The following is a 13,840-nucleotide window of genomic DNA, read 5'->3' as shown; positions in this document are numbered from 1 at the left end:
CCAGTGACGGCCCCGGGCCGGGCCGCGGCGTCCCCGCGGCCCCTCGGGAGCGGAGACCCTGTGAGGCGACCCCGACGCGTACGGTGAGCACCGGAGGACCTGGCCGCGGGGAGGTGTTACAACTGGGGTTGTGAGCCCGTCTTGTCCCTCGTGGCCGGCGTACCGGTGCGGTCGAGCCTAGGCAGAAGATTCGGAAGCGTCGCCGGGCAGGTCTTCGTCCTTCAGGTGGCGATCGTGGTGCTGCTCGCCGCCGGGGCCCTGCTGGCCCTGGTGTTGCAGTCGCGGCACGACATCGACCGAGAGGCACGCAACCGGTCGGTCTCCGTGGCGCAGACCTTCGCGAAGTCCCCGGACCTACGGGAAGCGCTGAAGACGCCGGACCCGTCCTCGGTTCTGCAGCCTCTCGCCGAGGAGACCCGCAAGGCCGCAGGAGTGGACTTCATCGTGGTGATGGACACCCACGGCATCCGTTACAGCCACCCTCAGCCCGATCGCATCGGCGAGCGGTTCGTCGGCACGATCGAGCCCTCGCTCGCCGGCCGGGTGCACACCGAGAGCGTGCAGGGGCCGCTCGGCAAGGAGATCCAGGCGATCGTGCCGGTCGACTCGCCCGAAGGCGATGTCGTCGCCCTCGTCTCGGCGGGTCTGACGGTGAAGAGCGTGACCGGCATCGCCAACCGACAGCTTCCGGTCATCCTCCTGTCCATCGCCGGCGGCCTGGCACTGGCCACCGTCGGCACGGCACTGATCAGCCGAAGACTCCGCCGCCAGACCCACGGGCTCGGCACGCAGGAGATGACCCGCATGTACGAGCACCACGACGCGGTGCTCCACGCCGTCCGCGAGGGGGTGCTGATCACCGACGGAGAAGGACGACTGCTCCTGGCGAACGACGAGGCCGGAAGGCTGCTCGACCTGCCGGACGACGCCGAAGGACGCCCCGTCGACGAGGTCGGCATGGACCGCCGGATGGCGGACCTGCTGCTGTCCGGCCGGATCGCCACCGACGAGGTGCTGGAGGCCGGGGACCGGCTGCTCGTCGTCAACCAGCGGCCCACCCGACCCGGGGGCCGCCCGCAGGGCTCGGCGGTCACCATCCGCGACTCCACCGAGATGCGGCTCCTGAGCAGCCGGGCGGAAACGGCCCGCAGACGGCTCAAGCTGCTCTACGACGCCGGGGGTGACATCGGCACCACGCTCGACGTGGTGCGGACCGCCGAGGAACTGGCCGCCGTCGCCGTCCCCCGGTTCGCGGACTTCGTGACGGTCGACCTGGCCGACCCGGTGCTGAACGGCGACGAACCCGGCCCGGGCGCCGACATGCGGCGCACGGCGGTCAACGGCATCCGCTCCGATCACCCGCTGTACCCGCTCGGCAGTCTGATCGACTTCCTGCCGTCCACACCGCAGGCCCGCGGTTACGGCACAGGCGCGGTCGAACTCGTACCCGACCTGCGTGACGCGCCGGGCTGGCACGCCCAGGACCCGCGCCGGACATCGGCGATCGTCGACTACGGGATCCACTCGCTCATCGCCGCTCCGCTGAAGGCCAGGGGCGCCGTGCTCGGGGTGGTCAACTTCTGGCGGTCGCAGAAGCCGGAACCGTTCGACGAGGACGACCTGTCCTTGGCGGAGGAGCTCGTCGGCCGCGCCGCGGTCAGCATGGACAACGCCCGCCGCTACACGCGCGAACACCATCTCGCCGTGACGCTCCAGCGCAGCCTGCTGCCACAGGATCTGCCCGAGCAGAGTGCCGTGGACGTCGCGCATTTCTACCAGCCCGCCCAGTCCGGAGTGGGCGGGGACTGGTTCGACGTGATCCCGCTGCCGGGAAGCCGCGTCGGGCTCGTCGTCGGAGACGTCGTCGGGCACGGCCTGCACGCCGCCGCCACCATGGGACGGCTGCGCACGGCCGTGCACAACTTCTCCTCCCTGGACCTTCCGCCCGACGAACTCCTCGCCCGTCTCGACAACCTCATCCAGCGCATGGACCAGGAAGGCGACAGCACCGCCCCCGAGGGCAGCGTCCTGGGAGCGACCTGCCTGTATGCCGTCTACGACCCGGTCTCCCAGAACTGCACCATGGCACGGGCCGGACACATGCCACCGCTCGTGGTCGCCCCGGACGGCACGACGACGATCTCGGAACTGCCGGCCGGCCCCCCGCTGGGGCTGGGAGGCATGCCGTTCGAGACCATGGAACTGCGCCTGGAGGAGGGCAGTCAGCTCGTCCTGTACACCGACGGGCTGGTCGAGGAGCGGAGCCGGGACATCGCAGAGGGCGTGGAGAGGCTGCGTACGGCACTGAGCCACCCCGACCGGGACCCGGACGCCAGCCTCCGCGCCGTACTCGACGCCCTGCTCCCCAGTCAGCCGTCCGACGACATCGCACTGCTCATCGCCCGCACACGCATCCTGGGGCCCGGCCGGGTCGCCCACTGGGACGTTCCGTTCGACCCGAGCGAGGTCGGCGCCATGCGCAGCCGCGCGGCCGAGCAGCTCGAGGAGTGGGGCCTGGAGGAACTCGCCTTCAGCACGGAACTGATCCTCAGCGAGCTCATCACCAACGCCATAAGGTACGGCGCGGCGCCGGTCCACGTGCGTCTTCTGCGCGATCGCACCCTGACCTGCGAGGTGTGGGACAGCAGCAGTACCGCCCCGCACCTGCGGTACGCGGCCGGCATGGACGAGGGAGGCCGCGGACTGTTCCTGGTGGCACAGATCAGCGAGCACTGGGGCACTCGGTACACGCCGGAAGGCAAGGTCATCTGGGCCGAACAGGTCCTGCCCGCCACCGGCCGGACGCACGAAAAGCCGCCCTCTCACGGATGAGAGAACGGCCTCCGACCTGCGTTTCCGCACAGTCGGGACGACAGGATTTGAACCTGCGACCCCTTGACCCCCAGTCAAGTGCGCTACCAAGCTGCGCCACGTCCCGGTGCCCGTCTTCGTGGGGTTTCCCCCGCGTCGGCGTGCAGGGAAGACATTACCTCACTCGCGGGGGTGGGATGACGCACGGGTAGTCACCGGTCGCGCGGGCGGCCGGTCGGCTCCGCAGGTGGCGGCGAGGGCGGCGGCTCGGGCGAGGGTGGCGGGGTGGCCGGTGGCGTGGCCCAGGTCGAGGCGGGCGAGGGCTTCCTCGTAGCGGGAGGGCGAGGCGGCGAGGTGACCGACGGCCCGGGTCAGGAGGCGTGCGGACTCGGGCGGGTCGGAGAGGAGGGCGAGACAGCGGAGGGCCTCGCCGAGCGCGGTGGAGGAGCCGAGCCGTTCCGCGCGGGCGTACGCCTCCGCGGCGATCCGGGCGGCGCGGTCCGGATCCGTGGGGGCGAGGGCGCGGGCCAGGTCGAAGGGCCACGGCGCCCAGACGACGTGGTGCCGGCCCCGGCCGGTCAGGGCCTCGGCTGCCCCTTCGAGCGTGTCGACCGCCTCCTCGCGGCGGCCCTCGGCGAGCAGCAGCCGCCCGAGGACGCTGGGGCCGTCCGGGAGCACGATCGCGCCCGGCCAGGGCGGGCCGAAGGAGTACCGGTCGGCCACGGCCCGCGCCTCCCCGGTGCGGCCGCGCGCGAGGAGGGTGTCGACGAGGAGGCAGGCGGTGTCCCAGTGCACGGGCAGCCCGTCGCCGACGCGGTCGGCGAGGCGCAGCCCCTCCTCCAGGTACCGCTGCGCGCTGACCAGTCGTCCGCGGCGCCGGTGCACCAAGCCCAGGAGGGCGTGGGCGAAGGCCAGGTGGGCGCCGCTCCACCCGGAGATCTCGAAGGCGCGGACGGCCTCGGTGAACAGGGCCTCGCCCCGGTCGGGCCGGTCCGCGAAGACGTACGCGATGCCGGTGAGGGCCGGAATCTCGAAACCCCAGGTCAGGTCGGTCCAGCCGAGCCCGCGGGCGGGTACGCCGTCGACGAGCGCCCGGTCGCAGAGCCGTACGACCTCGGCCGCCGGCTCACCCCGCAGCATCGCGTCGAAGGCCCGCACGGCGACGAGCGCCCGCTCGGAGTCGTCGGCGCCGGTGAATCCCGCGGTGAGATCGGCGAGGCGGCGGGAGCGGGCCGGGCCGTCCTCCTCCGCCGCCTGGAAGCCCTCGTACATGAAGTGCGCCGCCTGGAGCCGCCGCCGCCCGGTCCCGGGCGGTGTGCGGCGTGCTTCGGCCTCCACGGTCCGCGCCGCCTCCTGGAGCCGGTTGTCGTGGGCGAGCGCCTGCGCCAGCCGGTACGTGGCGTCGATCCTCAACGCGTCGTCGAGGCCGGGCAGGTCGAGCGCCGACCGCAGATGACGCACCGTCGCCCCCGGTGACGTCAGCAGCGACGCGCAGCCGAGCTCGTGGAGGACCCGGGCGTACGTCTCCGGTCGCGGCGGTTCCGCGAGCGCGCGCTCCAGACAGCGCCGCGCCGCGTCCGGCGCCCCCACGGCGAGGTACTCCCCCGCGGCGGCCCGCAGCCGCCGCACGACGTCCTCGTCCTCGTCCGGATGCACCTCCAGGAGGTGGCGTGACACCGCGGCGGCCCCCTGCCCCACTCCGTCGAGCGCCCACGCGGCGCGGCCGTGCAGCGCGGTCCGCACGGCCGCCGGCACCGAACCGTAGACGGCGGTCGCGATGAGGGGATGCGCGAACTCCAGGGGAAGGTGCGGGTCTCCATGGTTTCCCTGGTCGCCCTGGTCGCCCTGGTCTGGCCGGTCTGGCCGGTTGGGCCGGCCGCTGAAGACCGCCGGGGACGCAGGAGGTGCCGGGGGCGCCGGGGGTGCCGGGGGTGTCGGGGGTGCCGGGGGTGTCGGGGGTGCCGGGGGTGTCGGGGGTGCCGGGGTGATGATTCTCGCCCGGCGGAGTCGTGCGGTGTGGGCGGTGACCTCGGCGGTCTTCATGCCGGTGAGGGCGGCGAGGAGGGGCGGGGTGCTGTCGGCGCCGAGGACGGCGATCGCCCAGGCGAGGCGGGTGGGGCCGGGGCCGAGGGCTTCGAGGCGGGCGACGAGGCCGCCGCCCCGGGCGCCGGTGCCGAGGTCGCGGAGGAGCGCGGCGGAGCCGGCGACGGGTTCGAGCATCCGGTCGCGGGCCTTGGCGAGGAGTTCGACCGTCTCGTACGGGTTGCCCGAGGTCACGGTCCACAGTTCGCGGCAGAACGGCTCGTCGGCGTGGCCGCCGAGGGTGTCGCGGGCGAGGGCGGCGGTGGCGCCGGGGGTGAGGGCGTGCAGGCCGAAGGTCAGGACGGCGCGGTCGGCGAGGGCCGCCAGGATCGCCGCCGCCTCCGGCCGGTCGGGCTGCGACGCCCCGGGGTGCTGGGGCTTCGGCGCCGGGAGGCGATCGGGCCGCGGCGCCGGCGGGCGGTGGGCGAGGACGACGAGGACCGGCAGTCGCCGGTCCCGCCCGCCCCTGGTGAACGCGTCCAGCCAGGCCAGGGACTCGGCGTCGGCCCAGTGGGCGTCGTCCACGAGCAGCACCGGCGGCCTGTCCCGCAGCCGGTCCGCGAGGCGGCCGAGGAGTCCGGCCAGGCCGTCCCGCACGCCCTGCGGGTCAGGGGGCGCGGCGGAGGGCGAGACCGGTGGGGCGATGCCGAGTGCCGGGGCCAGGAGGTCGCGGTGATCCCCGAGCAGGTCGCCGACGTCTTCGGGGCCGAACCCGTCGAGGGCGGGCTGGAGCAGTTGCCTGGTGAGGTGGAAGGGGACCGAGGCGAGGGTCTCGCCGCCGCGGGCGGTCAGCACGGTGCAGCGGTCCCCGCGGCGCGGTGGACCGCGGCGAGCAGGGCCGTCTTGCCGATGCCCGGTTCGCCCCGGAAGACGAGTATCCCGCCGCGTCCCGGGCCGTCCGCCGCCGCACCGGCGACGAGTGCGTCGACGGCGTGCGCCGCCGCGGCGAGCTCCGGGTCGCGTTCCAGCAGCACGGCCGGCCGCGGCCCGCCGGGGGCGGAGCGGACCGGGCCCGGCCCGGCGATGTCGGTGAACGGCGTTGCGGGCGGCTGTTGTTCGGGTTCCGACGGCACCGGCGACTCACTCCCCCACACGAACGTCCGGCCTGACACGGCCCGCGCGGTCCACGCGGGCCGGTCCCGTTGCTGGACGGACGAGCCTAGCGTTCCTGATCGTCGCGAGGGCCACAATGGAGGGGTGAACCGGACAGCGAGTGACGACGGCAGGGATCGCGACGCGGCGGGGCGGGCCCGGAGCGCCCGCCCCCGCGACGGACTCGGACGACCGCTGCCGTACGGCGCCCAGGGCGTGCCCCGGCAGCCCGAGGGGGTCGTGCGCGGACCGGCGGAGACCCTCCGCGAGGCGCAGCGGCTCCTGGACGCCGGCATGCCGTTCCACGCGCACGAGGTATTCGAGGACGCCTGGAAGTCGGGCCCCGAGACGGAACGCGACCTCTGGCAGGGTCTGGCCCAGCTCGCCGTGGGCCTGACCCACGCCGCCCGGGGGAACACGGCCGGTGGCGCCCGGCTGCTGCGCCGGGGCGCGGCCCGTCTCGCGGACGCGGCTCCGCGGGCCGACGCTTACGGGATCGACACCGGGGGAATCGTGGCGTGGGCAAGGGAGTTGGCGGCCCGCGCCGAGGCCGGCCCGGCGGGCGCCGACGACACGACGGCTGCCGGCACCCCCGTGCAGGGCGGGTCGGCGGCGGACGCCCCCACGGACGGCGCCGAGACCACGGACGGCGCCGAGACCACGACCGGCACCCCGGCCGCGGGCCTCGACCCCGTCGCCGAGGCACCGCGCCTGCTCCGGGACGGCGGCGAGGCCGCCGGTCGGGGACGGGCCTGACTCCCGGGTGACGCGGGGCCCGCCGGACGGCACCGTGCGGCTGCTCGACGGGCCCGCCGGCGGCCGGGCGCCTTCCGGTCGCCTCACGGACCGGATCGAGACGGCGGCGAGAGGGATCCGGGTGGCCGGTCCGCCGTGAGCGCGCCGAACGCGGCCTAATTCCCCGGGTGTTCGAGCTCTCGCCGGAGTACGGAGGTGTGGCTGAGGGTGGGGTCCTTGGCGGCCGTGAGGAGGGTGACGGTCTCGCGGGAGGCGAGGTCCTTCAGACGGTCGAGGGCGAGCGCGGCGTCGGGGGCGGCGAGTTCGGCCTCGTAGCGGCGGCAGAACTCGTCGTACCGGCCGTCGGGGCCGTGGTACCAGTGGCGGAGCCCGGTGGACGGGGTGAGCGCCTTGGGCCATTCGTCGATGTGGGCGTCGGTCTTGCGGAGCCCGCGTGGCCAGAGGCGGTCGACGAGGACGCGTACGCCGTCGTCGGGCGAGGGCGTGTCGTAGATGCGGCGGACGCGGACGGTGGGGGTGCTTGCGGGCATGGCGCCCAGCGTGCCGGACGGCACGCGGACTCAGCCGGCGACGCGCAGCGCCGGAAGGAGGACGGCGTCGACGAAGGTCCGCATGGTGGAGGTGTCGGCGAAGCGGTCCTCGAAGAGGCGCTCGACGCGGAGCATGCCCATGAAGCAGGGCGCGACGAAGCCGATGGCGGGGTTGTCGGCGGCCACCTCGCCGCGCTCGACGGCCCGCGCCATGACGGCGTCGATGGCCGCGACCTCGGGGGCGATGACGGTCTCGCGGAGTGCGGCGCGCAGGTCGGGGTGCTGGATGAAGGCCTGCGCGACGGCCTCCATGAGCTCGGCGTCGCGCTCGCGGTGGGAGGCGGCGATGCGGGCGGCCTCACGCAGGTCGCCGGCGAGGGTGCCGGTGTCGATGCCGGCGAAGACGGTGCAGCGCCGCCGGGCGAGCGCGGCGGTGACCAGCTGCGGCTTGGTGCCCCACTGCCGGTAGAGGGTGGCCTTGCCGCACTTGGTGCGGGCGGCGACGCCCTCCATGGTCACCGAGTCGTAGCCGCCCTCGCGGAGGAGGCAGAGCACGGCGTCGTACAGCTCCGTCTCGCGCTCCGGCGTGATCTTGCTGCGACGGGCTGCGGCGCTCGCGGCCTGTGTGGACATCGATCCCTCCCGGACACCTCTGTCTCTGCACATACGAGAGTAGGGGGTGCACAATCGAGACGCAAACGTATCGAGACGCTTGCGTCTCGATGAAATCGGATCTAGGCTCACTCCGTTTGTTGCCGAATTGACGGATTAGAGGGCCGCGCGATGGCTGCCGGGTTGAGCGGGATACGAGGACCACGTCCTGCAGGACAGGGGATGACACCCACCCCCGGCCCCGCCAGGCACGACCGGACCGAGGACCGGGAGGACGCGGGCGCCGGGGGCCCGGACGGATCCGGCGGGTCGCGCCCCGGGGCAGGCCCCGCCAGACCTCCGCTGCTGCGCGAGCTCCTGCTCGTCACCGCCCTGTTCCTCGTCTACAAGTTCGGCCGGCTCTTCGCCAACGGCCACGAGGCCCGCGCCTTCCGGAACGCCGACCGCGTCTGGGACGCCGAGCGGGCGCTCCACCTGCCGGGCGAGGAGACACTCCAGCAGCTGCTGCTGCACGGCGAGCCGCTGGTCAAGGCAGCCAACACGTACTACGCGGCCGTGCACTTCCCGGCCACCATCGCCTTCCTCGCCTGGCTGTACTGGCGCCGCCCCGCCCACTACCTGTGGTCGCGCCGCGTGCTGGCGCTCCTCACCGGCGCGGCGCTCGCGCTCCACCTGCTCCTGCCGCTCGCCCCGCCGCGCATGCTCGCCGCGTCCGGGCTCGTCGACACCGCCCGGGTCTACGGGCCGTCCGTGTACGGCGCGACGCCGGAGACGGACTCGATGGCGAACCAGTTCGCGGCCATGCCGTCGCTGCACTTCGGCTGGGCGCTGATGGTCGCCATCGGACTGATCGCCGCCACCCGCTCCCGCCTGCGGGTCCTGTGGCTGCTGCACCCGCTGCTCACCCTGTTCGTCATCGTCGGCACCGCCAACCACTACTGGTTCGACGCGCTCGCCGCCGCCGCGCTCCTCGGCCTCGCGCTCCTGGCCGTCCGCGCCCCCGGCCGGCGGAGCACCGCGCCTCCCCCGCCGGTGAACCGCACACTGGGCCAGGCCGCCCTCACGGCGGGAGCACTCCGATGAGCCCCGCCGCCGGCACCGTGGTCGCGGTGCTCCTCTCCCTCGTCTCCGCCGCCGGGTACGCGCTCGCCGCCGTCGCCCAGTCCCGGCTCGCCGCCTCCTCCGCCGACGACGGACGCGGCGCCCTGCGCGCGCTGCTCGCCCGCGGCCAGTGGTGGTGGGCCGTCGGCCTCAACGCCGCCGGCGCGCTCGCGCACGTCGCCGCCCTGCACTACGGGCCGCTGACCCTCGTCCAGCCGCTCGGCGCGCTCACCCTCGTGGCGGCGCTCCCGCTGGGCGCGCACCTCGCCCACCGCCGGGTCACCAGGACCGAGTGGCGCGGCGCGCTGTGGACCCTGGCCGGCCTCGTCGGCCTGGTCGCGGTGACCGGCCCGGCGGAGCCCGGCGAGGCGCTCAGCCTGCGCGAGTCGCTGTCCGTCGCGGGCGCGACCGCGCTCCTGATCGCCACCCTCGCCTCGGGCCGGCTGTCCGCCCGCGGCGCGTCCGGCAGCGGCGGGCGGTCCGGCCTCGGGCACGCCACGGCCTCCGGCATCGCCTCGGGCGTCGCTTCCGCGCTCACCCAGACCCTCACGGCCGCGCTCGCCCGTGAGCTGCCCGGCGACGAGCCCGTCTGGTGGCGGACGGCGCTGCTCGCCGTCCTCATATCGGCCTTCGCCACGAGCGGCCTCCTCCTCTCCCAGGCCGCCTACCGCGGCGGTCTCGCGGCCCCCCTGGCCGTCGTCAACCTCTCCAACCCGGCCGCGGCCGCCGTCATCGGGGTCGCCCTGCTCGGCGAGACCTTCCGGGCCGGCGCCTGGGGCTGGCTCGTCGCGGCCGCCGCCTCGCTCGTCGCGGCACGCGGCGTGGTGCTCCTGACGAAGGGCGGCGCGACGGACGCGGGCCCGGCGGCGGGGACGTCGACCCCGGTCGCCGCGTCCGGAGCGGGGACCCCGCTCGCGGTCGCCCCCGCGACCGCGAACGACCCCGCCACCCTGGTCGCGGCCACCCCCGCGACCACTATCGGCCCCTCCCCCCTGCTCACGGCCGTCCCCCTGACAGCGCTCGTGCCCCCACCCGTACAGGCAGCCGAGCCCGCCGGGACGCCCGGGCCCGGCCCCTCCGTCATCCCCTCGCCCGCCGTCATCCCCTCGCCCACGCCCGTCCCCGCGCAGGCCCGCCCGTCACCCGTGGCGTGCCGCTGACGCGGACACCTCCGCGGGAGTGACGTCGCAGGACGACCGCCGCCTTTCGTCATCTTGACGACAACCACCGGAACCCCCTATCGTCAAAATGACGACAAGGGGGTTCCATGGCTGACATCACCCGGCGGGCCGGCTGGCGCCATCTGCGCTCAGCGCCCACCGCACACATCCGCCACCAGCGCCGGGGGAAGCTCGTCCACGACGGCGAGGGGCTGAGCTTCTGGTTCCGGCCGCTGACCGCGGCGCTGTCCGAGGTGCCGGTGAACGACCGGGAGCTCGCGATGGCGTTCCACGCGCGGACCGCGGACTTCCAGGACGTCAGCGTGCAGGCCACGGTCACGTACCGGATCGGCGACCCGGGGACGGCCGCCGCGCGGCTCGACTTCTCGATCGACCCCGACACGGGCGCCTGGCGGGGCGCGCCGCTGGAGCAGATCGCCACCCTGCTCACCGAGACCGCGCAGCAGCACGCCCTCGACGTCCTCGCCCGCACCGCGCTGGCGGCGGCACTGGTCGACGGCGTCGCGGCGGTGCGGGACCGCATCACGGCCGGGCTGGCGGCCGAGCCGCGCCTCCCGGCCACCGGCATCGAGGTCGTCGCGGTCCGGGTGGTGGCGATCCGCCCCGAGCCGGAGGTCGAGCGCGCGCTGCGCACCCCGGCCCGCGAGCAGATCCAGCAGGAGGCCGACCGGGCCACGTACGAGCGCCGCGCGGTCGCCGTCGAGCGCGAACGCGCCATCGCCGAGAACGAGCTCGCCAGCAAGATCGAGCTCGCCCGGCAGGAGGAGCGGCTCGTCGAGCAGCGCGGCACCAACGCGCGCCGCGAGGCCGAGGAGAACGCCGCCGCCGACGCCGTGCGGGCCGAGGCCGAGGCCGTGCGGAAGGTCAGGCTCGCCCGGGCCGAGGCCGAGGCGGCCCGGGAGGTCGGCGAGGCGCGCGCCGGAGCGCAGTCCGCGTGGCTGCGGGCGCACTCCGAGGCGACACCGGCCACCCTGCGCGCGCTCGCCGTGCACCGCGCCGCCGAGAACCTCCCCCGGATCGAGCACCTCACGCTCTCCCCCGACGTGCTGACCGGGCTGCTCGCCCGGCTCGGCGAGGGCGGCACGGGGGCCGGGGCCGGGTCGTGAGCCTCGCGCCGCGCGCGGTGCTCGTGCACCGCACCACGGAGTACGAGGAGCTGCTCGCCCGGCACGGCACGCACGGCCAGGCCTCGTTCTTCCTCACCGCGCGCGGCCGCTCGGTCGAGGCGGTGCGGGAGCGGCACGAGCGCGCCCGGCGGGCGCTCGCCGAGGTGGCGGGCGCGGTCCCGCTGACATGGCGCCAGACCCGGGTGGAACGCGCCGACCTGGACCGGTTCCTGTTCGGCCCCGAGGACGTCGTCGTCGTGGTCGGCCAGGACGGACTGGTCGCCAACGCGGCCAAGTACCTGACCGGCCAGCCCGTCGTCGGCATCGACGCCGACCCGGGGCGCAACCCCGGCGTCCTGGTGCGGCACCGCTCGGCACAGGCACGGCGGCTGCTGCCGTACGCGGCGGGGGCCGGCGCGGCCGTCGACGAGCTGACGATGGTCGAGGCCGTCACCGACGACGCGCAGCGGCTCCTGGCCCTCAACGAGATCTACGTCGGCCCGGCCGGCCACCAGACCGCCCGCTACACGCTCGGGCTCGACGGCACCGGCCTGCCGCCGGAGTCCCAGGCCTCGTCAGGCGTCCTGGTCGGCACCGGCACCGGGGCCACGGGCTGGCTCCGGTCCCTGTGGGAGCAGCGGTCCAGCGCGCTCGCCCTGCCCGCGCCCTCGGACGCGCGGCTCGCCTGGTTCGTCCGCGAGGCCTGGCCGTCGCCCACCACCGGCACCACTCGCGTCGAGGGCCTCCTCTCCGCCGGCCAGGGCCTGCGCCTCACCGTCGAGTCCGACCGCCTCGTCGCCTTCGGCGACGGCGTCGAGTCCGACGCCCTCGAACTCACCTGGGGCCAGACCGTCCACGTCACCGTCGCCACCCCTCGCCTCCGCCTGGTCTGCTGACCTCGCCACCGCGCCCGTGCCGTGCGCCAGGTCTTCCCGGCCGTACAGGACGGCGGCCCCGGTCGCCGCCACCACGGTGGAGCGGCCGAGCGGCGCGGGGCGGGGCGGCCGGGCGGCGGCCCGTTCGGCGGGCCCTCACCACCCCCGGCCGAAATCGATCGGCGTCCGGCGGACGACCCCGGGAACGGCGCTATGCTCGGCGCGCTTTGGCCCGTCTCCGCACGTCCGACCGCTCCCCGGCCGCCGAAGGGATCCCATGACCCCCGCCTCCACCGGTTCGCTCTCCGTCGCCCCCGCAACGCTGCGGGACTGGGACCTCGTGCGTTCCTGGGCTGCCGAGGAGGGGTGGAATCCGGGCCTGTCGGACGCGCCGGCGTTCTTCGCGCAGGATCCCGGCGGCTTCTTCCTGGGGCGGGTCGACGGGGAGCCGGTGTCGGCCATCTCGGTGGTGAACTACGACGAGGCGTACGCGTTCCTCGGCTTCTATCTCGTACGGCCCGGGTTCCGCGGCCTGGGCCACGGCCTGACCACCTGGCGGACCGCGCTCGCGCACGCCGGCGGGCGGTCGGTCGGGCTCGACGGGGTGCCGGCGCAGCAGGACAACTACCGCCGCTCGGGGTTCACCACGGCGTACCGCACGGCGCGGTACGTGGGCGAGGTCCCGGCGCCGGGCGGTCCGGTGGCCGGGGTCGTCGCCGCCGAGCTGGTCGATCCCGCCGCCCTCGCCGCGTACGACGCCGCCTGTCACCACGCGGACCGCCCGCGGTTCCTCTCCGCGTGGCTCGGGACGCCGGGCCACCGGGCGCTGGTCCGGGTCGTCGACGGGCGTCCGACGGGTTACGGGGTGGTCCGGCCCGCGCAGGACGAGGCCCGGGTCGGGCCGCTGTTCGCCGACACCGCCGACGACGCGGCCGCCCTGCTCGACGCCCTCGCCGCGGCGGCGCGTGACTTCGGCTCCGACCGGATCGCGGTGGACATGCCGGAGGCGAACCCGGCGGCCTCCCGTCTCGCCCTGGAGCGCGGCCTGGAGCCGACCTTCGAGACGGCCCGGATGTACACCGGCCCCGTCCGTCCCGTCCCGCGGGAGCGCGTCTTCGGGGTCACCACCCTCGAACTGGGCTGACTTCACCAGGGGTGAGCCCCCTCCGGAACGCGCCACCCCGGGGGGCGCGCCCCCGGCGGCCGGTTACCGCCGGGAGCATCACCATCTCCCCAGGAATGCGTACGACTTCCAGCGAATCGCGACAAGTCGTCTCAGCTCACATCAGAACAGGCGCGACCACCCGCCGCGCGAACATGCGGCCAACCGGCCCCGCCACACCGGAAAGAGGGCTCCCGCCCTCCAGGGCCCTCCGAATGAGGGGGCGACCCCGCCGTCGAGCCCCTGGAAGGAAGGCCGTATCGTTCGGGGCGGCGGCACTCCGGAATCAGCGGTTCCGTTGTCCGGTCACGTCGGCGCGCGAACCACCGGGCCGACCGCGCACCCTGCCCCGCCGGAAGCCGGGCCGCCTCCCCTCACCGCACCCCCGCAGCCCCGTGAGGGGTGACAAGGGTTTTCCCCGTATCGGGTTCACCCACCCGTTCCCTACTGTCCTCCGCACCGGCAGATATCATCCCCCCACCGCACCCTGACAGGTGCATGCGGAGGGTGATGTCCGCCGGTGACGGCCTTG

The 13,840-nt window shown here is 75.2% G+C and carries 10 protein-coding genes, 1 tRNA gene and 1 pseudogene; 7 read left to right on the top strand and 5 right to left on the bottom strand.

The features are described from left to right. Window positions 1-225: 225 nt before the first annotated feature. Entirely contained in the window at window positions 226-2,832 is a 2,607-nt protein-coding gene (locus AC067A_RS33375; protein WP_479246798.1) for a SpoIIE family protein phosphatase, read from the top strand. Window positions 2,833-2,864: 32 nt separating this feature from the next. Here the strand turns inward: AC067A_RS33375 and AC067A_RS33370 are convergent. From AC067A_RS33370 to AC067A_RS33360, 3 genes are all read right to left on the bottom strand, one after another. After that, window positions 2,865-2,938: transfer RNA gene (locus tag AC067A_RS33370), tRNA-Pro, on the bottom strand. Window positions 2,939-2,991: 53 nt separating this feature from the next. Next, complete coding sequence (locus AC067A_RS33365; RefSeq protein ID WP_479246796.1) at window positions 2,992-5,688, bottom strand: ATP-binding protein; 2,697 nt, start codon at window positions 5,686-5,688, stop codon at window positions 2,992-2,994. Further along, window positions 5,682-5,966, bottom strand: coding sequence for a hypothetical protein (locus AC067A_RS33360; RefSeq protein WP_479246794.1), 285 nt, complete (start codon window positions 5,964-5,966; stop codon window positions 5,682-5,684). Before AC067A_RS33360 ends, AC067A_RS33365 begins: the two co-directional genes overlap by 7 nt. Before the next feature lie 124 nt (window positions 5,967-6,090). Here AC067A_RS33360 and AC067A_RS33355 point away from each other — a divergent pair. Next, window positions 6,091-6,543 (top strand): annotated as a pseudogene (locus tag AC067A_RS33355) (DUF309 domain-containing protein); the annotation flags it as partial. Between the two features lie 353 nt (window positions 6,544-6,896). Here AC067A_RS33355 and AC067A_RS33350 read toward each other — a convergent pair. Continuing rightward, window positions 6,897-7,271 (bottom strand): DUF488 domain-containing protein, encoded by a 375-nt coding sequence (locus tag AC067A_RS33350; RefSeq protein ID WP_479246793.1) that lies wholly within the window; start codon window positions 7,269-7,271, stop codon window positions 6,897-6,899. A 30-nt stretch (window positions 7,272-7,301) separates the two neighbouring features. Next, on the bottom strand, window positions 7,302-7,904 hold the full coding sequence (locus AC067A_RS33345; RefSeq protein WP_479246791.1) for a TetR/AcrR family transcriptional regulator: 603 nt from the start codon (window positions 7,902-7,904) through the stop codon (window positions 7,302-7,304). A 201-nt stretch (window positions 7,905-8,105) separates the two neighbouring features. Here AC067A_RS33345 and AC067A_RS33340 point away from each other — a divergent pair, with 201 nt between their 5' ends. From AC067A_RS33340 to AC067A_RS33320, 5 genes are all read left to right on the top strand, one after another. Beyond that, window positions 8,106-8,966 carry a phosphatase PAP2 family protein gene (locus tag AC067A_RS33340; protein WP_479246789.1) on the top strand — a complete coding sequence of 287 codons (861 nt, stop codon included), beginning with the start codon at window positions 8,106-8,108 and terminating at the stop codon, window positions 8,964-8,966. Further along, window positions 8,963-10,144 carry a DMT family transporter gene (locus AC067A_RS33335; protein WP_479246787.1) on the top strand — a complete coding sequence of 394 codons (1,182 nt, stop codon included), beginning with the start codon at window positions 8,963-8,965 and terminating at the stop codon, window positions 10,142-10,144. The genes AC067A_RS33340 and AC067A_RS33335 overlap by 4 nt, the downstream gene beginning before the upstream one ends. A 107-nt stretch (window positions 10,145-10,251) precedes the next feature. After that, on the top strand, window positions 10,252-11,271 hold the full coding sequence (locus tag AC067A_RS33330) for an SPFH domain-containing protein (RefSeq protein WP_479246784.1): 1,020 nt from the start codon (window positions 10,252-10,254) through the stop codon (window positions 11,269-11,271). After that, window positions 11,268-12,167 carry a hypothetical protein gene (locus AC067A_RS33325; protein WP_479246782.1) on the top strand — a complete coding sequence of 300 codons (900 nt, stop codon included), beginning with the start codon at window positions 11,268-11,270 and terminating at the stop codon, window positions 12,165-12,167. Before AC067A_RS33330 ends, AC067A_RS33325 begins: the two co-directional genes overlap by 4 nt. 256 nt (window positions 12,168-12,423) lie before the next feature. Then, complete coding sequence (locus AC067A_RS33320) at window positions 12,424-13,290, top strand: GNAT family N-acetyltransferase (RefSeq protein ID WP_479246781.1); 867 nt, start codon at window positions 12,424-12,426, stop codon at window positions 13,288-13,290. The last annotated feature ends 550 nt before the right edge of the window (window positions 13,291-13,840 follow it).

It is taken from the genome of Streptomyces sp. NPDC043176 (assembly GCF_056436715.1).
This window is presented reverse-complemented; position numbering and strand designations above follow the sequence as displayed.